The sequence below is a fragment of the Rhodoferax bucti genome, assembly GCF_005876985.1.
Classification (GTDB): domain Bacteria; phylum Pseudomonadota; class Gammaproteobacteria; order Burkholderiales; family Burkholderiaceae_C; genus Allorhodoferax; species Allorhodoferax bucti.
Window position 1 is genome coordinate 402,839 of sequence record NZ_VAHD01000003.1, and the last position, 23,724, is coordinate 426,562.

At 62.7% G+C, this 23,724-nt stretch carries 20 protein-coding genes; 16 read left to right on the forward strand and 4 right to left on the reverse strand.

Annotation, left to right across the window (positions count from 1 at the left end):
* Positions 1 to 57 precede the first annotated feature (57 nt).
* From odhB to FDM28_RS12925, 4 genes are all read right to left on the reverse strand, one after another.
* Positions 58 to 1,305, reverse strand: coding sequence for a 2-oxoglutarate dehydrogenase complex dihydrolipoyllysine-residue succinyltransferase (odhB, locus tag FDM28_RS12910; RefSeq protein ID WP_138515708.1), 1,248 nt, complete (start codon positions 1,303 to 1,305; stop codon positions 58 to 60).
* A gap of 48 nt (positions 1,306 to 1,353) precedes the next feature.
* Positions 1,354 to 4,245, reverse strand: coding sequence for a 2-oxoglutarate dehydrogenase E1 component (locus FDM28_RS12915; protein ID WP_138515710.1), 2,892 nt, complete (start codon positions 4,243 to 4,245; stop codon positions 1,354 to 1,356).
* A 207-nt stretch (positions 4,246 to 4,452) separates the two neighbouring features.
* Complete coding sequence (locus FDM28_RS12920) at positions 4,453 to 6,345, reverse strand: propionate--CoA ligase (protein WP_138515712.1); 1,893 nt, start codon at positions 6,343 to 6,345, stop codon at positions 4,453 to 4,455.
* A 177-nt stretch (positions 6,346 to 6,522) separates the two neighbouring features.
* Complete coding sequence (locus FDM28_RS12925; protein ID WP_138515714.1) at positions 6,523 to 7,131, reverse strand: isochorismatase family protein; 609 nt, start codon at positions 7,129 to 7,131, stop codon at positions 6,523 to 6,525.
* Positions 7,132 to 7,386: 255 nt separating this feature from the next.
* Here FDM28_RS12925 and FDM28_RS12930 point away from each other — a divergent pair, with 255 nt between their 5' ends.
* The 16 genes from FDM28_RS12930 (at position 7,387) to FDM28_RS13005 (ending at position 23,712) form a co-directional block, all read left to right on the forward strand.
* Complete coding sequence (locus tag FDM28_RS12930) at positions 7,387 to 7,947, forward strand: C40 family peptidase (RefSeq protein ID WP_138515716.1); 561 nt, start codon at positions 7,387 to 7,389, stop codon at positions 7,945 to 7,947.
* A 30-nt stretch (positions 7,948 to 7,977) separates the two neighbouring features.
* On the forward strand, positions 7,978 to 8,631 hold the full coding sequence (alkB, locus tag FDM28_RS12935) for a DNA oxidative demethylase AlkB (RefSeq protein ID WP_138515718.1): 654 nt from the start codon (positions 7,978 to 7,980) through the stop codon (positions 8,629 to 8,631).
* A 120-nt stretch (positions 8,632 to 8,751) separates the two neighbouring features.
* Complete coding sequence (locus FDM28_RS12940; protein WP_138515720.1) at positions 8,752 to 10,188, forward strand: aldehyde dehydrogenase family protein; 1,437 nt, start codon at positions 8,752 to 8,754, stop codon at positions 10,186 to 10,188.
* A gap of 36 nt (positions 10,189 to 10,224) precedes the next feature.
* Positions 10,225 to 10,932, forward strand: a complete 708-nt coding sequence (locus FDM28_RS12945) for a VOC family protein (RefSeq protein ID WP_138515722.1) — start codon at positions 10,225 to 10,227, stop codon at positions 10,930 to 10,932.
* A gap of 81 nt (positions 10,933 to 11,013) precedes the next feature.
* On the forward strand, positions 11,014 to 13,716 hold the full coding sequence (locus tag FDM28_RS12950; protein WP_138515724.1) for a DEAD/DEAH box helicase: 2,703 nt from the start codon (positions 11,014 to 11,016) through the stop codon (positions 13,714 to 13,716).
* 204 nt (positions 13,717 to 13,920) lie between these two features.
* Complete coding sequence (locus tag FDM28_RS12955; RefSeq protein WP_138515726.1) at positions 13,921 to 14,175, forward strand: type II toxin-antitoxin system Phd/YefM family antitoxin; 255 nt, start codon at positions 13,921 to 13,923, stop codon at positions 14,173 to 14,175.
* A complete protein-coding gene (locus FDM28_RS12960) occupies positions 14,175 to 14,489 on the forward strand; it encodes a type II toxin-antitoxin system RelE/ParE family toxin (RefSeq protein WP_138515728.1) in 315 nt (104 codons plus the stop codon). The genes FDM28_RS12955 and FDM28_RS12960 overlap by 1 nt, the downstream gene beginning before the upstream one ends.
* A gap of 15 nt (positions 14,490 to 14,504) precedes the next feature.
* On the forward strand, positions 14,505 to 14,996 hold the full coding sequence (locus FDM28_RS12965; protein ID WP_138515730.1) for a MarR family winged helix-turn-helix transcriptional regulator: 492 nt from the start codon (positions 14,505 to 14,507) through the stop codon (positions 14,994 to 14,996).
* A 167-nt stretch (positions 14,997 to 15,163) separates the two neighbouring features.
* Complete coding sequence (locus FDM28_RS12970) at positions 15,164 to 16,219, forward strand: aromatic ring-hydroxylating dioxygenase subunit alpha (RefSeq protein WP_138515732.1); 1,056 nt, start codon at positions 15,164 to 15,166, stop codon at positions 16,217 to 16,219.
* Entirely contained in the window at positions 16,216 to 17,196 is a 981-nt protein-coding gene (locus tag FDM28_RS12975; protein WP_138515733.1) for a PDR/VanB family oxidoreductase, read from the forward strand. Before FDM28_RS12970 ends, FDM28_RS12975 begins: the two co-directional genes overlap by 4 nt.
* A 190-nt stretch (positions 17,197 to 17,386) precedes the next feature.
* On the forward strand, positions 17,387 to 18,085 hold the full coding sequence (locus FDM28_RS12980; protein WP_170211751.1) for a FadR/GntR family transcriptional regulator: 699 nt from the start codon (positions 17,387 to 17,389) through the stop codon (positions 18,083 to 18,085).
* Between the two features lie 28 nt (positions 18,086 to 18,113).
* The gene (locus tag FDM28_RS12985) at positions 18,114 to 19,127 is read left to right on the forward strand and encodes an L-idonate 5-dehydrogenase (RefSeq protein ID WP_138515736.1); all 1,014 of its coding nucleotides are present in this window, start codon (positions 18,114 to 18,116) and stop codon (positions 19,125 to 19,127) included.
* A 52-nt stretch (positions 19,128 to 19,179) separates the two neighbouring features.
* Entirely contained in the window at positions 19,180 to 20,148 is a 969-nt protein-coding gene (locus tag FDM28_RS12990) for a sialic acid TRAP transporter substrate-binding protein SiaP (RefSeq protein WP_206021970.1), read from the forward strand.
* Positions 20,149 to 20,159: 11 nt separating this feature from the next.
* On the forward strand, positions 20,160 to 20,771 hold the full coding sequence (locus FDM28_RS12995; RefSeq protein WP_138515738.1) for a TRAP transporter small permease: 612 nt from the start codon (positions 20,160 to 20,162) through the stop codon (positions 20,769 to 20,771).
* A gap of 14 nt (positions 20,772 to 20,785) precedes the next feature.
* A complete protein-coding gene (locus FDM28_RS13000) occupies positions 20,786 to 22,192 on the forward strand; it encodes a TRAP transporter large permease (protein ID WP_138515740.1) in 1,407 nt (468 codons plus the stop codon).
* Positions 22,159 to 23,712 (forward strand): UxaA family hydrolase, encoded by a 1,554-nt coding sequence (locus tag FDM28_RS13005; protein ID WP_240792002.1) that lies wholly within the window; start codon positions 22,159 to 22,161, stop codon positions 23,710 to 23,712. Before FDM28_RS13000 ends, FDM28_RS13005 begins: the two co-directional genes overlap by 34 nt.
* Positions 23,713 to 23,724 lie beyond the last annotated feature (12 nt).

Sequence of the window (23,724 nt, forward strand, 5' to 3'; positions counted from 1 at the left end):
TTGCCCCCTGCAAGGGGGAAAGCGAAGCGCACACAGTGCGCGTAGCCGGGGGGTGTATCAAATATCAAACAGCAAGCGAGCTGGATCTTCCAGCGCTTCCTTCATGGCCACCAGACCCAGAACGGCTTCGCGGCCGTCGATGATGCGGTGGTCGTAGGACATGGCGAAGTAGTTCATGGGGCGAACCACCACTTGGCCGTTCTCGACCATGGCGCGGTCCTTGGTGGCGTGCACGCCCAAGATGGCGGACTGGGGCGGGTTGATGATGGGGGTAGACATCATGGAACCGAAGGTGCCGCCGTTGGAGATGGAGAAAGTACCACCGGTCATTTCTTCAATGCCCAGCTTGCCGTCCTTGGCCTTTTGGCCGAACTCAGCGATCTTCTTCTCGATATCGGCAAAGCTCATCTGGTCTGCATTGCGCAGGATGGGCACCACCAAGCCACGGGGGGAGCCCACGGCGATACCAATGTCGAAGTAGCCGTGGTACACGATATCGGTGCCATCCACAGATGCGTTCAACACGGGGAACTTCTTCAAGGCGTGCACAGCAGCCTTGACGAAGAAGCTCATGAAGCCCAGCTTGCAACCGTGTTCTTTCTCGAAACGCTCTTGCATGCGCTTGCGCATTTCCATGACCGGGGCCATGTTGATTTCGTTGAAGGTGGTCAGGATGGCATTGGTGCTTTGCGACTGCAGCAGACGCTCCGCCACGCGGGCACGCAGACGGCTCATGGGCACGCGTTGCTCGGGACGATCGCCCAGGTTCACCGAAGGCGCCGCCACTTGAGGCAACGATTTGGTCGGAGCGCCCGTGGGGATTGCGACAGCTGCTACTACTTTAGGAGCAGCAGCGGCGGCCAACACATCACCCTTGGTAATGCGGCCGTCTTTGCCGGTACCTTCCACGCTGGAAGCAGCGATGCCGTTGTCGGCCAACAGCTTGGCGGCAGCAGGCATGGCAACGCCTGCCTTGGAGTTGCCGGCTGCAGCTGCGGCGGCCACAGGAGCTGCGGTCGCAGGCGCAGCGGCGGCGGCGGCAGGTGCCACGGCCCCCGCCACTGCCGCGGTATCAATCCGTGCGATCAGCTGCTCAGCTGCCACGGTAGCGCCATCGGCCACCACCAGCTCGACCAGTACGCCAGCGGCAGGCGCGGGCACTTCCATCACGACCTTGTCGGTTTCGACTTCGATCAGGATTTCGTCGACAGCGACTGCTTCGCCGACCTTCTTTTTCCATTGCAACAAGGTTGCTTCCGCCACAGATTCAGACAGCTGGGGGACTTTGACTTCTACGATTGCCATATCAAATTCTTTCCGTTATTCGTTGGGGGGTGAGGTACTGCGGCCGCCTTACTTGGTCAGCACAAAGCCCTTCAATTTGCCAAAAGCGCCTTCGACCAGCGCCTTTTGCTGCTCCTGGTGCAAGTGGGAATAGCCCACGGCAGGAGAAGCAGATGCTGCGCGGCCGGAGTAGCCCAGCTTCTGGCCTTCCAACATGTTTTCGTGAATGTAGTGCTGCACAAAGAACCAGGCACCCTGGTTTTGCGGCTCATCCTGGCACCACACCACCTCGGTAGCGTTGGGGTACTTTTTGAGTTCCGTAGCAAACGCTTTGTGCGGGAAGGGATACAACTGCTCCACACGGATGATGGCCGTGTCGTCGTGGCCCTTCTCTTCGCGCTTTTTCACCAGGTCGTAATACACCTTGCCGGAGCAGGCGATCACACGCTTGACCTTGTCGCCCTTGAGCTCTTTGCTCTCCGGAATGACGGTCTGGAACGCACCCTTGGTGAACTCGGACAGCGGCGATGTCGCGTCCTTGTTACGCAGCAGGCTCTTGGGCGTCATGATGATCAAAGGCTTGCGCAGGTTGCGCACCATCTGACGACGCAGCACATGGAAGATCTGGCTGGCCGTGGTCGGCTGCACGATCTGCATGTTGGTGTCAGCCGCCAATTGCATGAAGCGCTCCAGACGCGCCGAGCTGTGCTCAGGGCCTTGGCCTTCGTAGCCGTGGGGCAACATCAAAGTGATGCCATTCACGCGGCCCCACTTCACTTCGCCGGAGGCAATGAACTGGTCGATCACCACTTGGGCGCCGTTGGCGAAGTCGCCGAACTGGGCTTCCCAGATTACCAAGGTGTTGGGGTCATTGGAAGCGTAGCCGTACTCAAAGCCCAACACTGCTTCTTCAGACAGGATGGAGTCGATCACAACAAATGGAGCTTGGTTGTCGGCGACGTTTTGCAAAGGCACGTAGGTACCGGCATCCCACTTCTCACGCTTTTGGTCGTGAATCACTGCGTGGCGGTGGGTAAAGGTGCCGCGTCCGCAGTCTTCACCCGACAAACGCACGGGGTAGCCGCTGGCCACCAACGAAGCGAAAGCCATGTGCTCGCCCATGCCCCAGTCCACATTCACTTCACCGCGGCCCATGGCTGCGCGGTCGTCGTAGACCTTTTTCACCAGCTGGTGAGGTGTAACGCTTTCGGGAATGGTTGTCAGCTTTTCAGACAAGCGCTTCCACTCGGTCAACGGAATGGCGGTATCGCCAGCGTCCGTCCACTTTTTGCCGAGGAACGGAGACCAGTCCACCGAGTACTTGCTCTTGAAGTTGGTCAGCACGGGGTCCACCGTGTGCTTGCCGGCATCCATGGCAGCACGGTATTCCTTGACCATCGCGTCGCCCAACTCGGCGCCCAAACCTTGTGCGGCCAACTTGTCGGCGTACAGCTTGCGGGTACCGGGGTGCGCGCTGATCTTTTTGTACATCAGCGGCTGGGTCAGCGAAGGAGTGTCTTGCTCGTTGTGGCCCAGCTTGCGGTAGCAGGTGATATCCACCACCACGTCTTGACCGAACTCCATACGGAATTCCAAGGCCAACTGGGTCGCCAGCACCACGGCTTCCGGATCATCGCCATTCACGTGCAGCACGGGGGACTCAACCATCTTCACGATGTCGGTACAGAACGCGCTGGAGCGCATGTCGCGCGGGTCAGAGGTGGTGAAACCGATCTGGTTGTTGATGATCAGGTGCACCGTGCCGCCGGTGGTGTAACCACGGGTCTGGGCCAATGCCAAGGTTTCCTGGTTCACGCCCTGGCCGCCGAAGGCCGCATCGCCGTGCACCAGCACGGGCAGCACTTGCGCACCCTTGGGGTCGCCACGGCGGTCCATACGGGCACGCACCGAGCCTTCGACCACGGGGTTCACAATTTCCAGGTGGGAGGGGTTGAAGGCCAAGGACAAGTGAACGGGGCCGCCAGCGGTGGACACGTCCGAGCTGAAACCCTGGTGGTACTTCACGTCACCGGCAGGCAGGTCTTCAGGAGCGGTGTGGTCGAACTCGGCAAACAGGTCACCAGGCATCTTGCCCAAAGTGTTCACCAGCACGTTCAAGCGGCCGCGGTGGGCCATACCGATCACGATTTCCTGGATACCCTTGGCACCGGCTTGCTGGATCAGCTCGTCCATGGCGGCAATAAAGCTCTCGCCACCTTCGAGGGAAAAACGCTTCTGGCCCACGTACTTAGTGTGCAAGTAGCGCTCCAGGCCTTCTGCAGCGGTCAAGCGCTCCAGAATGTGTTTTTTCTTTTCTGCATTGAACTGGGGCTTGCTACGGCTAGCCTCCAGCTTTTGCTGCCACCAGCGCTTTTGGTTCTGGTCGGTGGTGTACATGTACTCCACGCCGATGGTGCCGCAGTAGGTTTCGCGCAACGCGTTCATGAGCTCACGCAGGCTCATGGACTCTTTGCCGAAGAAGGTATTGCTGATGTTGAAGACCGTTTCTTGGTCTGCATCGCTGAAGCCGTAGAAAGATGGCTCCAGTTCGGGAATCTTGTCGCGCTCCATGCGCTTCAGGGGATCGAGGTCGGCCCAACGGGCGCCTACGTTGCGATACGCGGCGATCAGCTGCTGCACGGCGGTGCGCTTGCGGCCCATTTCGGAGTCCGCACCGGTTGCCATGACGGTTTGTTTGACACCTTTTTTCGCCAAATCAACGAATGCGTTGATCACGGGCAGGTGCGCTACGTCTTTGGAAGTAGTGCCGTCCGCTGCGGGAACGTGTTGCAAGGCATCGAAATAATCGCGCCATGTATCGGGAACGCTGCCGGGGTTGGCTAGATAGTTCTCATACATCTCTTCGACGTACGGAGCATTGCCACCGAACAGGTAGGTGTTGTTTTGATAGGTTTGGTACACGGAACCCGTGTTCGCCCCTTGGGAGTTTGAATCACTCATCTTGCGCTGACCTCCGTTCCCCTTCAGGGAACATTAGCTGGTTAAAGCTGGTTAATTAACCTTCCGCGACACGGCTGAACCGATTGGCGGATGCGACTGTGGCATGGGAAGGGCCTTCATTGCAGGGCGGATTGTGCCACCGAATGATTTTGCGGGATAGTAAAGACTTGCCCAGGGTATGCACTTCGTGCATACCCTGATGCCTATTTATGCCAGTAGCTCACGAATCTGCTGCAGCGCGCCCGGGTCTTCCATGGTGGTCAAATCGCCGGGGTCACGCCCCTCGCACACCGCCTGGATCGCGCGGCGCAGCAGTTTGCCGCTGCGGGTTTTGGGCAACACAGAAACAAAGCGCACCCGGGCCGGACGACCCACAGCGCCGATGGTCTGGTCCACCACTTTCATGATGTCCCCTTCCAACTTGAGCTTGGCGGCCTCGTCCGTCAGCCCGCTGGCGTCTTTGACCACAACAAAGGCCACCGCCACCTGCCCTTTGAGCTGGTCTGCCACGCCCACCACCGCCACCTCGGACACATTGGAGTGGCTGGAGATGCTCTCTTCGATTTCACGGGTACCCAAGCGGTGGCCGGCGACGTTGATCACATCATCCGTGCGACCCAGGATAAAGAAGTAGCCGTCTTTGTCGCGCACCGCCCAGTCAAAGGTGCTGTACAGCTGCTTGCCGGGAATGCTGCTCCAGTAGGTGTTGACAAAGCGTGCATCGTCCCGCCACACCGTTTGCATGCAGCCGGGGGGCAAGGGCCCTTCAATGGCAACCACGCCTTTCTGGTCAGGGCCCGTCAGCTCCTCTGAGGTGTTCTCGTCGATCAGCTTGATGTTGTAGCCGTACATGGCCACGCCCGGGCTGCCGAACTTGCTGGGGGCTTTTTCCACGCCGTTGGCAATGGTCAAAATGGGCCAGCCGGTTTCGGTCTGCCAATAGTTGTCGATGATGGGTTTGCCCAAACTCTCGCTGATCCATTGCGCCGTGGGCTCGTCCAGCGGCTCGCCCGCCAGGAAAAGCGCCCGCAGGCTGGACAGGTCGTATTTGGTCAGCATGGTGGGGTCCTGCTTCTTGAGGACGCGCACGGCCGTCGGCGCACTGAACATCACCGTCACCTTGTACTTCTCCACCAGACTCCACCAGATGCCTGCATCCGGGCGGGTCGGCAGGCCCTCGTACATGATGGTGGCCATGCCGGCAATCAGCGGGCCATAGATGATGTAGCTGTGCCCCACGACCCAGCCAATGTCGCTGGTGCTGAAATAGGTCTCGCCGGCGTTGCCGCAGAAGATGTGTTTCATGCTGGCAGCCAACGCCACCGCATAGCCACCCGTGTCGCGCTGCACGCCTTTGGGCTTGCCGGTGGTGCCGCTGGTGTACAGCGTGTAGCTGGGGTGCGTGGACTCCACCCACTCGCAAGGCACCACCGCATCCAAGTGATTTTGGCGCTCAGCGCCCCATAGACGGTCGCGACCAGCTACTAAATTCATAGCAGCCAGTTTGCGGTCCACCAGCAGCACGGCAGCCGGCTTGTGGCTTGAGGTGGCAATGGCCTCGTCCAGCAGGGGCTTGTATTCCACCACCTTACCACCGCGTGAGCCGGCATCGGCACTCACAATCACCACGGGCGATGCGTCTTCAATACGGGAGGCCAGCGAGCCTGCAGCAAACCCGCCAAACACCACAGTGTGAATGGCACCGATGCGCGCGCAGGCCAGCATGGCAAAAGCAGCCTCGGCAATCATGGGCATGTAAATCAACACCCGCTCGCCCTTCTTGACCCCCAAGGACAGCAGCACGGCTGCCATGCGCTGCACCTCTGCATGCAGCTGGGCAAAGGAATACACGACCTCAGAATTCGTTTCGGTGGACACCGCAATCAAGGCGGCCTGATCCGGCCGGGTCGCCACGTGGCGATCCACCGCGTTGTGACACAGGTTGGTCGTGCCGCCCACAAACCACTTGGCAAAAGGCGGGTTGTTGTAGTCGCACACCTGGGTGGGCGCCGTGTTCCAGTCAATCAGCCCGGCCTGCTCGGTCCAAAAGCCATCGCGGTCGTCGATGGAACGGCGGTAGAAATCAGCGTAGCCTGTCATTGTTTGTCTCCGGTCGGGCCTATAAAACTGAATTCATAATTATGGGTAAGCAACTTGCTGCAAGCTGACTTACACCCCAGCCCTACCGGACCGGCACCTTGGTGCCATAAAAAAAGCGGCCTCCCTTTCAGGCCGCCGCTTTTTGCGCTCTGCGCGCCAGTTGCTGGCGCAGCAGATTTATTTGATCAAGGCTTGAGCCTCTTTGAAGACCGGGTGCTCCGCCGTGCGAATCCACTCGAAAGCCACCATTTCCGTGGTCACCAGCTCGGCACCGGCGCCTGCCAGCCGGTCAAATGCGGCGTCTCGGTTGCGCTCGGTGCGCGAGCTGCAAGCATCGGTGACGACCCACACTTCAAATTCGTCTTCCAACAAATCCAGCGCGGTTTGCAGCAGGCAGACATGGGCCTCACAACCGGCAATCACGATCGCGCTGCGCTCAGACGCCGCAGGCTTCTGCAAATGCTTGGGCAAGCTGCGGGCATTGCCCTGCACCGGCTTGGCCGGTGGACGCAACCACTCGCCCAAGCCCTCTTCAATCGCGCTGAACTGCATTTTGTTCAGAACCTTCGCGCGAGCCTCGTCCAACGCTGCCTTTAGATCCGGGACGGTATTACCTAGCCCAGAAGGGTATTGCTCTGTATAGAAAGTAGGCACTTCCAACAAAGCGGCCAATTTGGCCAGACGCACCGCGTTGGCCACGACCAGTTCAGACTCGAACATGGCGGGCATCAAACGGGTCTGGTAATCCACCAGCACCAGCTGGCTCATGTCCACATCGATCAACATGGGGAAATCCTTCTCAAAAAACTGGGGCGAGCATAACCGCCCCTGCGCGCGCAGGGGCTCAAAGTTCCGGAGCCGTGGTTGCAAAGCCCGGTGTGCGTTGCAGCAAATCGCTGTGCAGTGCTTCACGGTTCGTCCGCCAAACGGCTCCGTTTTACTGATAGTTGCAAAATTCTTCAAGAAAATCAGATAGTTAGCGAATGAAAGGAAGGTGTCACATTACTTGACACACTGGCACAGGCCCACTAGAGTGCGCGGATGCGTTTTTTCCTGCTGCTTACTCTCTTGCTCTCCTTCGGTCTGGTCCGCGCCGAACCCACTACCGCCCCCACTGCTGGCAATGACGAAATCACCCGGTTGATCAACGACCGCGGCTTTCTGGCGCGCATCGGCGATGTGGGTAACAAGGTAGGAAGCCGCGCTTCCGAGCTGGTGATGAACTCCATGGCTTTTTTGGGTGTGCCCTACAAACGCGGCGGCACCCAGGCAGACACCGGCTTTGACTGCAGTGGTTTTGTGCGCGCGATTTACGAGCAAACGGCCGGCCTGCTGCTGCCCCGCCAAGCCTCCGAGCAAGCTGCTGCCACCCAAAAAATTGACAAGCACGACCTGCAACCCGGCGACTTGGTGTTCTTCAACACCATGCGCCGCGCATTCAGCCACGTCGGTATCTACGTGGGCAATGGCAAGTTCATTCACTCGCCCAAGCCCGGCGCCGAAGTGCGGGTAGAAGACATGGGCATCAGCTACTGGGCCAAGCGCTTCGACGGCGCCCGCCGCGTGAGCGCCGAAGACGCGCAACAAACGCCTGCCCGCTAAACCCGCCGCACACGCGGCGCCGGGTTCCCCATGAATCTGGACCTTTTTGGCGAGGCACCACCCTCGCCGCAAGCCCCTTCTGAGATCGCGCCCGGTGCGTTTGCGCTGCCGGGTTTTGCACTCTCTGCCGCTCCCACGCTGTGGGCAGGCATCAGCAGCACCCTTCTCGCCAGCCCTCTGCGACACCTGCACACCCCTAGTGGCTTGCGCATGTCGGTCGCCATGAGCAACTGCGGCACCTTGGGCTGGGTCAGTGATGCAAGCGGCTACCGCTACCAAGCCACAGACCCTCTCACACATTCTGCGTGGCCACCTATGCCCGATGCATTCCTGGCGCTGGCACACGCTGCCGCCAAGCAGGCGGGATACACCGGCTTTGTACCCGACGCCTGCCTCATCAACCGCTACGCCCCAGGCGCGCGCATGACTTTGCACCAAGACAAAAACGAACGCGACTACGCAGCCCCCATCGTCTCGGTGTCACTGGGCCTGCCGGCCGTGTTTGAGTTGGGTGGTTTGGAGCGTGGTGACAAAGTGCAGCGCCTGACCTTGCACCACGGCGATGTGCTGGTCTGGGGTGGGCCGGCGCGCTTGCGCTTTCATGGCGTGCAGCCGGTGGAAGCCGGCCAGCACCCGCTCACTGGCCCTTACCGCTTCAACCTCACCTTACGGCAGGCGGGCTAAGGGTCAACCCGCAGCCCGTTTGGAGCCAGCGCTCAAAACGCAGCGCAAGTGACAGACGGGCGCCACCTTCGCCCCCACAATGCCGGTTGTTTCGCCACGCCCACCCTTTGGAGCCCTCGCATGAGCCAACCGTTTCAAGATGCCGACCCGCAACTGATGCAAACCACCTTCGAGGCTCAGCGGGCCACTGCGCTGGCATGGCGGCAATCCACCGCGGCACAGCGCATTGAACGCTTGGAACGGCTGCGCACCAGCCTGCTGGCGCACAAAGAAGCCCTGTACGAAGCCTTTGCCGCCGACTTCCACAAACCCCGCTTTGAAGTAGACGGCACCGAAATCGTGCCCAGCCTGGACGAAATCCGCCACAACATCAAATGCCTCAAGGGCTGGATGCGCCCTACCCGCATCCGCGCCACCGAACTCACCATGGGCAACAGCGCCCATGTGCAGTACCAGCCCCGCGGCCGCTGCCTGATCATCGCGCCCTGGAACTACCCGCTTTACCTGATGCTCAGCCCCCTGGTCTCCGCCTTGGCAGCTGGCAACACCGCCATCCTCAAACCCTCGGAGATGGCGCCGCGGGTGGCCCAGGTGCTGGCCAGCATCGTGGCCAAGGCCTTTCCGGCGCATGAAGTGGCCTTGTTTGAAGGGGCACTGGCCACCTCGCAAGCCCTGCTGGCCATGCCGTTTGACCACATCTTCTTTACCGGCTCACCCGCCGTGGGCAAGGTGGTCATGGCGGCGGCGGCCAAGAACCTCACCAGCGTGACCCTGGAGCTGGGCGGCAAGTCACCCACCATCGTCGACGAGACCGCCGACCTGCAAAAGGCGGCTGCAACCCTCATGTGGGGCAAGTTTGTCAACGCCGGCCAGACCTGTGTGGCGCCTGACTACCTGTATGTGCACGCCTCGGTGCGCGATGCGTTTGTGGCCGCTTGCCAGGCCGTCATCAAGGCACGTTATGGCGACAGCGCCCAGAGCCAGCGCAGCAACGCGGACTTCACCCACATCATCAACCAGCGCCACACCCAACGCATCGAAGGCCTGCTCAAAGACGCCACTTCGCGCGGCGCACGGGTGCTGAGTGGCGGCGAGGTGGACACCGCCGGCAACTACATTGCCCCTACGTTGGTGGACAACGTGCCCATGGACTCCACCCTGATGCAGGAAGAAATCTTCGGCCCGGTGCTGCCCATCATTCCCTACACCGACCTGCAGCAGGTCATCACCTCCATCAACGCCGACCAGAAGCCGCTGGCCCTGTATATCTGGAGCAGCAACCAGAGCAACATCGACGCCGTGCTCACCAACACCAGCTCCGGCGGCGCCTGCGTAAACCACTGCGTGCTGCATGTGGCCCACGGCAACCTGCCCTTCGGCGGGGTCAACAACTCCGGCATCGGCAGCTCGCATGGCATTTACGGCTTCAAGGCCTTCTCGCACGAGCGTGCGGTGCTCAAGGGCGGCTGGCTGCCCAGCATCCGCATGTTCTTCCCGCCCTACACGGCCGGCCGCACCAAGCTGCTGAACTTCCTGGTGAACTGGGTCAGCCGCTAGACGTTTGAGACGGCGCCGGGGTGGTATCGTGCGGCGATGAAAACACAGATAGACCACCTCGTCGTTGCAGCCCACACCCTGGAGCAGGGTGTGCAGTGGTGCGAAGCCACGCTCGGCATCACCCCGGAAGCCGGCGGCGAACACAGCCAGTTCGGCACCCACAACAAACTCTTCAAGATCGCCACGCCGGCTCACCCGCTGGCGTATTTCGAGATCATCGCCATCAACCCTGGCGCCAAAGGCCCGGCCAACCCCCACGCCAAACGCTGGTTTGACCTGGACAACCCCGAGCTGCGTGCCGCAGTGGCCCAAGAGCCGCGCTTGGTGCACTTCGTGGCCGGCACCGATGAACTGCAAGCCGCCCGCATTGCCCTCAAAAATATCGGCATCGACCGCGGCCCGGCCATGCCCGCCAGCCGCCATTCGCGCAAAGGCGTGCTGCACTGGCAAATCACCGTGCGTGAAGACGGCTATCGCCTGTTTGAAGGCTGCTTGCCCACGCTCATCCAATGGGGCAAACCGGACGACGCCGAGCCCCTGCGCCTGCACCCGCGCAACAGCCTGCCGCGCAGCAAGGTGAGCCTGGACAGCATCGCGGTGAGCCACCCGAGTGCGGCCAAACTGCAAGCCGCTTATACGGCCATCGGTCTGGAAGGCGTGGCTATCCAGGAAGGCCCGGCCAACCTGAGCGCCACCCTCAAGACGCCCAAGGGCCTGGTCACGCTGCAGAGCATGGGTATTTAGCCTGCAGTTGCTGACGAAGATTTGCTCTTCTTTTGATAGCTGCTCGCGCACATTCCACGGGCGCTAGCAGCCTTTTTGATCATGAACCGCAAGCGCACACCGCCTCTGCCTGCCGCCCCAAGCGACGCTGAGCCAGACGCTGATGGCACCGTTATCGGCCAGTTCCGCCCCCGCATCACGCTGATGACGCTGGGCCGGGGCGAGGGCCTGCTGGGCCTCAAGCCCCAGGGCAAACTGGGCCCACGCGGCGACAGCGTAACGCTGGCCCAGTTCGACTGGACCTACCGCACCCCGGCCGGCGACCGCTGGGAGACGCCCGCCCCCAGCTCCATCCTCAACAGTCGCCCGGCGGAGTTTGAAGACCTGTTCGACACCGGCGGCCCAGTGGTGCGCCTGCAGCGCAACCTAGTGGCCGAGGCTGACGCCATGGACGCGGTGTGGGACATGGGCTTTGTGCCGCTGGTGGATAGCACCTTCCAGTGGCGCAGCCAGAAGCAGCGCCCGCATCTGGGCAGCGTGTGGACGCTGCCGCAAGAAGACCACTTTGGCGATTTCTGGGCCGACCAGGTGCCCCAACTCCAAGCGCAGGGCTGGACGGTGGTGGTGCAACCCGGCTTTGCGCACGAAAGCGTGCCCGTGGAGCGCTGGAAGCTCATCCTCAGCCCCGACACCGGCGAGGTGCTGGGCAAGGAGCTGGACAGCCCCTTGGTCAAACCCGCACGCGGCGTGGAAAAGCTGGCCCTGCCAGGGCGCGAAGGCGAATGGCTGCTGAGCCTGGGCATTGAGATTGATGGCGAGACGCTGGACCTCGCCCCCATGCTGGCCAACCTCATCAAGCGCGACCCGCGCTGGCTGATCCGCAACTACCTCGACACGCTGGACGACCTGGCCACCGTATCGCTGCGGGCGCCGGGCGGCAAGCGCATTGACGCCGAAGCCGGCCCGCTCAAAGCCATCGTGGGCGCCATGGTGGATTTGCTGACCGACCCGCAACGCATGGCGCCCAAGGGCCCCATCCAACTGGGCGCGTGGGAGGCCCAACGCATCAACACCCTGCGCGCCAGCTTGCTGGACGCCTCGCGCGTGGGTGCCCACCAAAGCTGGCAGCTGGAAGGCGATGTAGGCTTGGCCGCGCTGGCCCAACGCCTGCACACCATAGGCCAGCCCCAGCCGGTGGCGGCGCCCGCCGGTTTGCAGGTACAACTGCGCCCCTACCAACTCGAAGGCCTCGCTTGGCTGCAATACCTGCGGGCCCAACACTTAGGCGGCATCTTGGCCGACGACATGGGCTTGGGCAAAACCGCGCAGGCGCTGGCCCATGTGCTACTGGAGAAACAAGCCGGCCGGCTGGACCGCCCGGTGCTGGTGGTGCTGCCGACCTCGCTACTGTTCAACTGGCAGGCCGAAGCCCGCCGCATGGCGCCGGATTTGCGGGTGCTGAACCTGCACGGCCCGGAGCGCGCCGCGTTGTTTGCGGATTTGCCCGCGCATGACCTGGTGCTCACCACCTACCCGCTGCTGTGGCGCGACATCGACGTGCTGGCTGCGCAACCTTTTCATCTGGTCATTCTGGACGAGGCGCAAATGGTCAAAAACGCCGCCAGCCGCAGCGCCCGCGCCCTGCGCCAGCTGCAAAGCCGCCACCGCCTGTGCCTGACCGGCACACCACTGGAAAACCACCTGGGCGAACTCTGGGCGCAGTTCGACTGGCTGATGCCCGGCTTTCTGGGCGACCAACGCAGCTTTGCCGCCCGCTGGCGCAAACCAATTGAAGAGAACGGCGAAACGGTGCGCGCCGCCCTGCTCGCCCAGCGCGTGCGCCCCTTCATCCTGCGCCGCCGCAAGCAAGACGTGGCCACCGAGCTGCCGCCGCGCACCGAAGTCATCCAGCGCGTGCAACTGCAAGGGCGCCAGCGCGAGCTGTACGAAAGCGTGCGCGTGGCCGCCGACAAACAGGTACGCCGCGTGCTGCAACGGCAGAACTTTGCGGGCGCGCAGATCAGCATCCTCGATGCGCTGCTCAAGCTGCGGCAGGTGTGTTGCGACCCCCATCTGGTGAAACATGGCCCCCACGCTCCGCCGCTGCGCGGGTCGCTGCCCCCCAAGGGGGAGCGTTTGGCAAAACCCCAAGTCCGCAGCTTGGGGCGGCCCGGCGCTGAAACCAGCGACATTGCGCCCGACATGGAGCGCGCCAAACTGCATGCGCTCACAGACCTTTTGGTTCCACTGGTCGATGAAGGCCGTCGCGTGTTGGTGTTCTCCCAGTTCACCGAGCTGCTGGAGTTAATTGCCGATGCACTCTCGGCACTGCGCCTGCCCTTCCTGAGCCTGACCGGCAACACCCGCCCCGCCCAACGTGGCCAAGTCGTGCAGCGCTTTCAAGACCAGGAAGTGCCGGTGCTGCTGGTCAGCCTGAAAGCCGGTGGCGTCGGGCTCAACCTCACCGCCGCCGACACCATCATCCACATGGACCCGTGGTGGAACCCGGCGGTGGAAGAACAAGCCACCGCCCGCGCCCACCGTATCGGCCAGGACCAGCCGGTGTTCGTCTACAAGCTGGTGGTGGAAGGCAGCATCGAAGAACGCATGCTGGAGCTGCAAGCCCGCAAACTTGCCCTGTCCGACAGCGTGCTCGGCCACGATGCCGAGGGTGCGGCCAAGTTTGACGAAGCAGACTTGCAAGCGCTGCTGGCGCCACTGGGCGCGCTCATGCAGCAAGGCCAAACGCCAGAGGAAGCAGTGCGGCGCTGGGGGCGGACGGGGAGCCGGGTGGAAGGCGTTTAGGCATCCATTCGGCACCTAGCGCTCATGGAATAAGCGCGAGCAGCTACTGAAACGATAGCAAATGGTGTGTGTGGTGCGCCGGAATTGCGGATTGAACGGGCATTTTTCCGTCGCAAAACCTGCTCGCAAACACTACCACTTCCAAAAAAGCACGATTCACCGTACTATTCAACGCACTTAAAAGCACCTTTTCTGGAGCACGCCATGTCCCATATCAGCGCCAACGACCTCAAAACCAAGGGCATTTCTGCGATTGAGTTCGCCCTCAGCACGTCCACCGAGGCGGTGGTGCAAGTGCGTGGCAAAGACAAGTTTGTGGTGATGGACATGGCGCACTACCACTACCTGCGCGAATGCGAGCTGGACGCGGCGCTTGCTCAAACCCGCGCCGACTTGGCAGCAGGCCGCGCAGTGCAAGAGTCGCCCGAGGCCCACCTGGCACGGCTGGACGCAATGTAATGGCCGGCGACACGCCACCCAAGGGCGCACCTTTTTCACCGCCTTTCGCGCTGGTATTCACCGAGCAATACAACCGCAAAGCCGCCCGCTTTCTGAAACGCCACCCCGAGCTGCGCCAGCAGTACCTGAAAACGCTGCAAGTGCTGGAGCTGAACCCGGCCCACCCCTCCCTGCGCTTGCACGCCCTGCGCGGCAAGCTCGAAGGGCTGCACTCCGTGTCCATCAACCTGTCGTACCGAATCACGCTGGAACTTTTGATCCAAGATGGTCAGATCATTCCGGTGAACGTGGGTGACCACGACGCTGTGTACTGAAGCTTGGAAACTGCCATGACCACTCCCACCACACCTAACCCATCCATCCCCCTGCAAGCCGAACCCGGCCACCTGATACGGCGGGCGCACCAGTTGGCGGTGGGCACGTTTGCCAAGACGCATGGCAAGCAGATCACGCCGGTGCAATACGCGGTGTTGCGCGCGCTGCAAGACGCGCCGGGCATGGACCAGGTGACGCTGGCCGACCGGGTGGCACTGGACACATCGACCACCGCCGACATTGCTGCGCGGCTGGATGCCAAGGGCTGGATCGTGCGGGAGCTGCTGCCCCGCCGCCAGCGCGCCCTGCGCCTGACCCCCGAGGGGGAGGCGGTGCTGGCCGAGATGCTGCCGCGCGTGGCGCCCATGTACGGGCAGTTGCTGGACGCGCTGGAGCCCACCGAGCGCGAGGAGTTCTTGCGCCTGCTGCGCAAGTTTGTGCACCTCAATACATCGACGCCTGAAGAGCAGGCCGATACGCCGGACCAGCCCTCCGACCGCGCATAGCCAAGGCCTCCGACCCCAACCCCGACCAGCCATCGGATTCATCCCTTTTTGAGGGAAAACCCTCATCTACAGCCCCTAGCCATGGAATTGACTTCGGTCTATGATTTGCTTCATTCAGCATACTGAATGACTAAGATCGTTGCCCTTTCCATCCAAGGAGCCAAGCCATGTTTCCTCTCAACACCTGGTACGTTGCTGCCCGCAGCGAAGAGATCCCTTCCGACCGCCCCTTGGGCCGCCGCATTTGCAACATTCCCATGGCGCTGTTCCGCAACAGCGCGGGCGTGCCCGCCGCGGTGGAAGACTTCTGCCCGCACCGGGGCGCCCCACTCTCGCTGGGCAAGGTAGAGGGCGACACGCTGGTCTGCGGCTACCACGGCCTGGCCATGGGATGCGACGGCAAGACCGTGTCCATGCCCTGCCAGCGCGTGCGCGGCTTTCCGGCCAACCGCAGCTTCCCGCTGCATGAGGAACATGGCTTTGTGTGGGTCTGGCCCGGCGACGCAGCCAAGGCAGACGTGGCCAGCATTCCGAAGTTTGAATGGCTGGGCAACCCGCAGTTCGGCTACGGCGGCGGCTTGTACGAGATTACCTGTGACTACCGCCTGATGATCGACAACCTGATGGACCTGACGCACGAAACCTATGTGCACAGCACCAGCATCGGCCAAAAGGAAATTGACGAAGTGCCCTGCCAGACCCGCGTGGACGGCGACCATGTGATCACCGAGCGCTACATGAAAGGCATTGAGGCACCGCCCTTCTGGAAAATGGCCCTGCGCATGAACGGCCTGCCTGACGACCAGTTGGTGGACCGCTGGCAGATCTGCCACTTCACGCCCCCCAGCCACATCATGATCGAGGTGGGTGTGGCGCTGCAGGGCCACGGCGGCTACAAGGCGCCGGACGAGTTCAAGGCCGCCAGCTGGGTGGTGGACTTCATCACCCCCGAAACAGACACGTCCATCCACTACTTCTGGGGCATGGCGCGCAAGTTCAAGCCGCAAGACACGGCGCTGACCGCCCAGATCCGCGAAGGCCAAGGCAAGATCTTTGCGGAAGACCAAGAGATGCTGGAGCGCCAGCAACAAAACCTGCTGGCCTACCCCGAGCGCAAGCTGTTGATGCTGAACATCGACACCGGCGGCGTGCAGTCCCGCAAGGTGATTGACCGCGTGATGGCCGCGGAGCGCAACCCGGCAGCTGCCGAGGCGGCTGCATGAGCGGGCCCACCAACACTCCTGCGACTTTGCAAGTCCGCGTAGCGGCCAAGCGCACCGAGGCGCAGGACATCTGCAGCCTGGAGCTGGTGGCCGCAGACGGTGGCGCCCTACCCGCCTTTACCGCCGGCGCGCACATTGATGTGCACCTGCCCAATGGGCTGGTGCGCCAGTATTCGCTGAGCAACGCGCCCACCGAAACAAAGCGCTATGTGATTGGCGTGCTGCGCGATGCCGCGTCACGCGGTGGCTCTACCGCCGTGCACGACCTGGTGGCCGAGGGCAGCACGCTCACCATCAGCACCCCGCGCAACCTGTTCCCCCTGGAGAGCACGGCACCCCACCACCTGCTGCTGGCCGGTGGCATCGGCATCACGCCCATGCTGGCGATGGCAGAACAGCTGGCGGCGACCGGCGGCGCTTTCACCCTGCACCACTGCAGCCGCAGCCAAGCGCGCACTGCGTTTGTGGAGCGGCTGGCTGCAGCGCCGTTTGCAGCACACGCCCACCACCACTTTGACGATGGCGATGCGGCACAGAAACTGGACATTGCCGCCACCCTGCAAAGCGCCCCCGCAGGCACCCACTTGTATGTGTGCGGCCCGCAAGGCTTTATGGACGCCGTGCTCAGCGCAGGCCGCGCCGCCGGCTGGCCGGAAGACCGCTTGCACCGTGAGTACTTTGGTGCCGCGCCTACCGCCAAAGCCGACGACGGCAGCTTTGAGCTGGAGATTGCGAGCACCGGCAAGGTCATCAAGGTGCTGCCCGACCAGACAGCGCTGGAAGCGCTGCACGCAGGCGGTATCGATATCCCCATGTCGTGCGAGCAAGGCGTGTGCGGCACCTGCCTCACCCGCGTCAAAGCCGGCATGCCTGACCACCGCGACCAGTACCTCCTGCCCGAAGAACAGGCTGCGAACGACCAGTTTCTGCCCTGCTGCTCTAGGTCGAAGAGCGCGCGTTTGGTGCTTGATTTGTAGTCAAATCTGCCTCTAGCGCTCGTGCAATAAGCGCGAGCAGCTCCTGAATTCATAGCAAAAACCGCCCCCGAGGCGGTTTTTTTACGCCCGCCACGCGCGCTGTCGGGAAAACCCTAGAACGCCTTTGACGGGATTCACCCCACAATTCGGCCAACTGGTCAGACCAATTTACCTTTTAGCCAATCGACGTATGCCGTTCCAACCCATAGAGCCCCGCCGGCTGTACCGCCAGATTGCGGACCAGCTGCGCCAACTGATCCAGAGCGGTGAATTTGCCGTGGGCAGCAAACTGCCTGCCGAGCGCGATCTGGCCACCAAGATGGGCGTGTCCCGCCCGTCGGTGCGCGAAGCGCTGATCGCGCTGGAAGTGGAAGGCCTGATCGAAGTCCGCATGGGCTCGGGCATCGTGGTGGTGGGCCGCGAGAGCGTGCGCATGCTGGACAACACACCCGGCCCGCTGGAAATCATCCGCGCCCGCCAACTCATTGAGTGCGAGCTCGCCGCTTTGGCCGCGCAAAGCACCGACCCCACCCTGGTGCCCGATCTGCTGGAAACCCTGCGCGACATGGAGGCCGACATTGCCGCCCGCACCCTGCCCATCCGCGGGGACCGCGCCTTTCATATCCGCATTGCGCAAGCCAGCGACAACAGTGCGCTGCAAGCCGTGGTGACCCAGCTGTTTGACGAGCGCAACGGCCCGATGTTCCAAGCCCTGGGCGGCCACTTTGAGCGCGAAGCCACCTGGCAACAGGCGGTAGACGAACACCGCGCTGTGGTGGATGCCATTGCCGCCCACGACCCCGACATGGCTCGCGCCGCCATGAGCGGCCACCTGGACCGCTCGCACGGTCGCTTCTCCGCCAGCCTGACAACCCCCAGCGAAGCCTGATCCGCGCTCGCATTCACAGGACACCCCCATGAGCCTTGCCTGCACCCTGAACGGCCCGCTGAACCTCAGCATCGAGCAACTCAGCCCCCAGGAGCCCGGCCCCGGCCAAGTGCGCCTGCGCCTGGGTGCCGGTGGCATTTGCGGCTCCGACCTGCACTACTACCAGCACGGCCGTGCCGGCATCTTCGCCATCCGCGCACCGTTTGTGCCGGGGCACGAGGCCTCGGGGGTAGTGGATGCGGTAGGCGAAGGCGTGACGAAAGTGAAACTTGGCCAGAAAGTGGCGGTCAACCCCGCCCACCCTTGCGGCCTGTGCCCCGCCTGCCGTGCCGGGCGCAGCAACCTGTGCGAGAAGATGGTGTTTCTGGGCAGTGCGGCCATCTTCCCGCACATCCCCGGCTTCTTCCGCGAGCACTTTGTGATGAACGAGACCCAGCTCACCGCGATTGATGAAGATGTGAGCCTGGGCGAGATCGCCTGTGCCGAGCCCCTGTCGGTGGGCCTGCATGCGGTGCGCCGCGCGGGTGAGGTGCTGGGCGCCACCGTGCTGGTCACCGGCGCCGGCACCATCGGCTGCATGTCGGTGATTGCTGCGCGCCTGGCCGGTGCCGGCCGCGTGATTGCCTGCGACCCCAGCGAGCGGGCCCGCGAAATGGCGCTGACGGTCGGTGCTGACGAAGCCCTGCCCGATGCCACGGCCTGGAAAGGCCGCGTAGATGTGGCGCTGGAAGCCGCCGGCCACCCCGCCGCGCTGGCAGGTTGCCTGGCCGCGGTACGCCGTGGCGGGCGCGTGGTGCAGGTGGGCACGCTACCCGCAGAGATTCCTTTTCCGGCCAACGACATCATGTCGCGCGAGCTGGACTACGTGGGCGCTTTCCGCGCCGACATCGAATTCGACTGGGCCGTGCAGGCCATTCGCAGCCGGCGGGCCGATGTGCGCCCGCTCATCAGCGCCCAGTTACCGATCAGCCAATCGAAAGCGGCCTTCGATCTGGCATTGGACAGAGGCCGCAGTACCAAGGTGCAGCTGGTTCCGGGTTAACGCCCGGCCCCGCCAGCCAACACCAACTTCACAACAACAGGAGACAAAAAGCATGACATTCAAACGCATTTCCCTCGCCCTGGCAGCAGGCTTGGTGGTTGCCGCCCCGGCATTCGCCCAGACCAAACTCAAGTGGGCCCACGTCTACGAGACCAACGAGCCCTTCCACACCGCGTCCGTCTGGGCTGCGCAGGAAATCCAGAAGCGCACCAATGGCCGCTACCAGATTGATGTGTACCCCGCCTCCCAGCTCGGCAAGGAAAACGACATCAACCAGGGCCTGAGCCTGGGCACGGTAGATATCATCATTTCGGGCTCCAGCTTTGCGGCCAAGGCCTTCCCCCGCATTGGTGTGACCTACTACCCCTACACCTTCCGCAATGTGGACCACCTGCTGGCCTACACCCGCAGCGACATCTACAAAGAGCTGACCGCCGGCTACGAGCAAAAGAGCGGCAACGAAATCATTGCCACCACTTACTACGGCACCCGCCACACCACCAGCAACAAGCCGATTGCCAAGTGCGCCGACATGAAGGGCCTGAAGATGCGCGTGCCTGACGTGCCTGCCTACCTGGCCATGCCGCGTGCCTGTGGTGCCAACACCTCGCCGATTGCGTTTGCCGAGGTTTACCTTGCCTTGCAAAACGGCACCGTGGAAGCGCAAGAGAACCCGCTGCCCACGATTGAGGCCAAGAAGTTCTATGAAGTGCAAAAGCACATCGTGCTGACCGGCCACATCGTGGACCACCTGAACACCGTGGTCGCTGGCGGTTTGTGGAAAAAACTCTCGGAGGCTGACAAAAAAATCTTCACCGATGTGGCACTCGAAGCCGCTGCCAAGGCCTCCAAGGAAGTGGCTGCACGCGAAGGCGAGCTGACCGCGGTGTTCCGTGGCAAAGGCATCAGCGTGACCGAGGTGAACACCGGCGAGTTCCGCGACACCGTGCTGAAAAACGTGCCGTTTGAGCAGTTCGGCTACCAGAAGGCGGACTGGGAACGCATCCAGGCTATCAAGTAAGGCAGCCCACCATGACGCTTCACAGCACCCTGCCCGTGTCGGGCGGCGCGCCTGAGTCGCATCCGGTTGAAACCAGCGCGGAAGCGCTGGTCGCCAGCTTCGCAGAGGCCGACCAGCACACGGTCGACCTCTCCGTCTACGGCGTAGAAGACTGGATTTGCCTCGGCTTCTTCTGGAATATGGCCGGTCTGGTGTTCTTGCAGTTTTTCAGCCGCTATGTGCTGAACGACTCCTTCGCCTGGACCGAAGAGTTGGCGGTGTACTGCCTGATGCCGGTGGTGTTCATCGGCGCCTCCATGTGTGTGCGCCGCGTGCGGCACATCCAGGTCAACCTGGTCTACCGCTACCTGCCGGAACCGGCGGGCCGCGCACTCTCCACTGCCGTGGATGTGGCCGCCCTGGTGTTCTACAGCTACGGTGCCTGGCTGGTGGCGCGCTATGCGCTGGCCGTGGACAACGAGCCCATGACCACCATCAACTGGAACAAAAGCCATGTGTACTGGCTCGCCTTTGCCGGCTTTGCCCTGATGGCGGTGCGTGCCCTGCAAGTCGCCGTGGAAAACTGGCGGCGCGGCTTCTCGGCTCTGCAAAACCCTGGCTTCTTTGACGGCTCGGCCGACTGAACGGAACCCCCACCATGTTGATATTGATTGTTTCTTTTCTGGGGCTGATGGTCTGCGGCCTGCCGGTGGCTGTGGCCATGGCCGGCGGCTCGCTGATCTATATCCTGGCCTCCGGCACGGTGCCCGACATCGTGCTGGCGCAGCGCATGATTGCGGGCATCGAGTCCTTCCCCTTGCTGGCCGTGCCTTTCTTCATTCTGGCCGGCAACCTGATGAATATTGCAGGCATCACCAGCCGCATCTACGACTTTGCCGTGGCCCTGGTGGGCTGGATGAAAGGCGGTCTGGGCCAGGTGAACATCATCGGTTCGGTCATTTTCTCGGGCATGTCGGGCACTGCGATTGCAGATGCTGCCGGCCTGGGCGCGATTGAGATCAAGGCCATGAAAGAGCATGGCTACAGCACCGAATTTGCTGTGGGCGTCACTGCGGCGTCGGCCACGCTGGGCCCCATCATCCCGCCCTCCTTGCCTTTTGTGATCTACGGCATGATGGCCAACGTGTCCATCGGCGCACTGTTTGTGGCGGGCATCCTGCCCGGCCTGTTCATGACCGGGCTGATGATGGCCACCGTCGCCTACTTTGCGCACCGCAATGGTTGGGGCGGCGATGTGGCCTTCCACTGGGGCCGTCTGGGCGGCGCCACGTTGGAGATTCTGGTGGTGTTGGCCTTCCCCATGGCGGTGTGGCTGGCTGTCAAGGCCGGTGCCTCGGTCAACCTGGCGGCAGGCGCTGCGTTTGTAGCGCTGCTGGTGCTGGACTGGCGCTTCAACTTCTCGGCCGTGCTGGCGCTCATGGCGCCCGTCATCTTGATCGGTGGCATGACCATGGGTTGGTTCACCCCCACCGAAGCGGCCGTGGCCGCCGTGATCTGGGCGCTGTTTCTGGGCCTGGTGCGTTACCGCTCCATGACCATCCGCACGCTGGCCCAGGCAACGTTTGAGACGATTGAAACCACGGCCTCGGTGCTGTTCATCGTCACCGCCGCGTCCATCTTCGCGTGGCTGCTCACCACCACGCAGGCCGCGCAGGCTTTGGCGGACTGGATTCTGTCCATCACCAGCAACAAGTGGGTATTCCTGCTGCTGGCCAACCTGCTGATTCTGTTTGTGGGTTGCTTCATCGACACGATTGCCGCCATCACCATCCTGGTGCCCATTCTGCTGCCCATCGTGCTCAAGCTGGGTATTGACCCCATCCAGTTCGGCCTGATCATGACGCTGAACCTGATGATCGGTCTGCTGCATCCGCCGCTGGGGATGGTGTTGTTTGTGCTGGCGCGCATTGCCAAGTTGTCGGTCGAACGCACCACCATGGCCATCCTGCCCTGGTTGGTACCGCTGATGCTGGCGCTCATTGCCATCACCTACATCCCGGCGCTCACCCTGTGGCTGCCGCACCAGATGGGCCTGCTCAAGTGAACCCGGTCATCCGCATCCATCCCGCAGACGATGTGGTCATCGCCCGGCAGCAGTTGCTGGGCGGCACCCGCCTCGACTCGGAAGGCATCACCGTGTCGGGCCTGATTCCGCCGGGCCACAAGGTGGCGGTGCGCGCCATCGCCGCCGGCGAGCCGGTGCGGCGCTACAACCAGATCATTGGCACGGCCACGCAGGCCATCGCACCGGGCCAACATGTGCACACCCACAACCTGGCCTTCAGCCGCTTTGACCGTGGCCACACCGTGGGAGGCGATGTACGACCTGTGGCCTATGCGGACACGCCGGCCACCTTCGACGGCATCAAGCGGCCGGACGGTCGTGTGGCAACGCGCAACTACATCGGCGTGCTGACCAGCGTGAACTGCTCGGCCACCGTGGCGCGCGCCATTGCCGACCACTTCCGCCGCGACATCCACCCCGAAGCCCTGGCGGACTTCCCCCAAGTGGACGGCATCGTGGCGCTGACCCACGGCGCCGGCTGCGCTACCGATAGCGAGGGCGAAGGCCTGCAGGTGCTGCGTCGCACGTTGGCCGGCTATGCACGCCACGCCAACTTTGCTGCGGTGATCGTGGTGGGCCTGGGCTGCGAGACCAACCAGATTCAAGGCCTGCTGGCACAAGAAGGCTTGCGTGAAGGCGCCAAGCTGGTGACCTTCAGCATCCAGGACACAGGTGGCACCGCCAAAAGCGTGGCACGCGGCATTGAGGTCGTCAAAGGCCTGCTACCCGAGGCCAACGCCGTCCAACGCGAGCCGGTGCCTGCGAGCCACCTGATCGTGGGCCTGCAGTGCGGTGGCTCAGACGGCTACTCCGGCATCAGCGCCAACCCCGCGCTGGGTGCGGCGGTGGACCTGGTGGTGCGCCACGGCGGCACGGCCGTGCTGTCGGAGACGCCCGAGATTTATGGCGGCGAGCATTTGCTGCTGCAACGCGCCGTGTCGCAAGCCGTGGCCGACAAGCTCGAAGCCCGCCTGCAATGGTGGACCGACTACTGCGCCCGCCACCATGCCGAGATGGACAACAACCCCTCGGCCGGCAACAAGGCCGGGGGGCTGACCACCATCCTGGAGAAATCACTGGGCGCCATTGCCAAAGGTGGCACCACGCCCATGGTGGACGTGTACGAATATGCGCAGCCCATCACCGCCAAAGGCTTTGTCTACATGGACACGCCGGGCTACGACCCGGTGTCGGCCACCGGCCAGGTAGCGGGTGGTGCGAACCTGATTTGCTTTACCACCGGCCGGGGCTCGGCCTATGGCTGCGCGCCCTCGCCGTCGCTCAAGCTCGCCACCAACAACGCGCTGTGGACCAAGCAGGAAGAAGACATGGACATCAACTGCGGCACCGTTATCGACGGCAGCGAGAGCGTGGAGCAGTTGGGCGAGCGCATCTTCCACGAGATGCTGGCCGCCGCCTCCGGCCGCAAGACCAAGAGCGAGCTGCATGGCTACGGCCAAAACGAATTTGTACCTTGGGCGCTTGGCGCCGTGATGTAACCCTATTGACCT

Bases quoted from the DNA above. Each gene is read 5' to 3' on its own strand.
- odhB (WP_138515708.1), bottom strand. From the start codon at position 1,305: ATGGCAATCGTAGAAGTCAAAGTCCCCCAGCTGTCTGAATCTGTGGCG.
- alkB (WP_138515718.1), top strand. From the start codon at position 7,978: ATGAATCTGGACCTTTTTGGCGAGGCACCACCCTCGCCGCAAGCCCCT.
- FDM28_RS12955 (WP_138515726.1), top strand. From the start codon at position 13,921: ATGTCCCATATCAGCGCCAACGACCTCAAAACCAAGGGCATTTCTGCG.
- FDM28_RS12960 (WP_138515728.1), top strand. From the start codon at position 14,175: ATGGCCGGCGACACGCCACCCAAGGGCGCACCTTTTTCACCGCCTTTC.
- FDM28_RS12990 (WP_206021970.1), top strand. From the start codon at position 19,180: ATGACATTCAAACGCATTTCCCTCGCCCTGGCAGCAGGCTTGGTGGTT.
- FDM28_RS12965 (WP_138515730.1), top strand. From the start codon at position 14,505: ATGACCACTCCCACCACACCTAACCCATCCATCCCCCTGCAAGCCGAA.
- FDM28_RS12915 (WP_138515710.1), bottom strand. From the start codon at position 4,245: ATGAGTGATTCAAACTCCCAAGGGGCGAACACGGGTTCCGTGTACCAA.
- FDM28_RS12980 (WP_170211751.1), top strand. From the start codon at position 17,387: ATGCCGTTCCAACCCATAGAGCCCCGCCGGCTGTACCGCCAGATTGCG.
- FDM28_RS12950 (WP_138515724.1), top strand. From the start codon at position 11,014: ATGAACCGCAAGCGCACACCGCCTCTGCCTGCCGCCCCAAGCGACGCT.
- FDM28_RS12930 (WP_138515716.1), top strand. From the start codon at position 7,387: ATGCGTTTTTTCCTGCTGCTTACTCTCTTGCTCTCCTTCGGTCTGGTC.
- FDM28_RS12945 (WP_138515722.1), top strand. From the start codon at position 10,225: ATGAAAACACAGATAGACCACCTCGTCGTTGCAGCCCACACCCTGGAG.
- FDM28_RS13000 (WP_138515740.1), top strand. From the start codon at position 20,786: ATGTTGATATTGATTGTTTCTTTTCTGGGGCTGATGGTCTGCGGCCTG.
- FDM28_RS12985 (WP_138515736.1), top strand. From the start codon at position 18,114: ATGAGCCTTGCCTGCACCCTGAACGGCCCGCTGAACCTCAGCATCGAG.
- FDM28_RS12920 (WP_138515712.1), bottom strand. From the start codon at position 6,345: ATGACAGGCTACGCTGATTTCTACCGCCGTTCCATCGACGACCGCGAT.
- FDM28_RS12925 (WP_138515714.1), bottom strand. From the start codon at position 7,131: ATGTTGATCGATGTGGACATGAGCCAGCTGGTGCTGGTGGATTACCAG.
- FDM28_RS12995 (WP_138515738.1), top strand. From the start codon at position 20,160: ATGACGCTTCACAGCACCCTGCCCGTGTCGGGCGGCGCGCCTGAGTCG.
- FDM28_RS12940 (WP_138515720.1), top strand. From the start codon at position 8,752: ATGAGCCAACCGTTTCAAGATGCCGACCCGCAACTGATGCAAACCACC.
- FDM28_RS12975 (WP_138515733.1), top strand. From the start codon at position 16,216: ATGAGCGGGCCCACCAACACTCCTGCGACTTTGCAAGTCCGCGTAGCG.
- FDM28_RS12970 (WP_138515732.1), top strand. From the start codon at position 15,164: ATGTTTCCTCTCAACACCTGGTACGTTGCTGCCCGCAGCGAAGAGATC.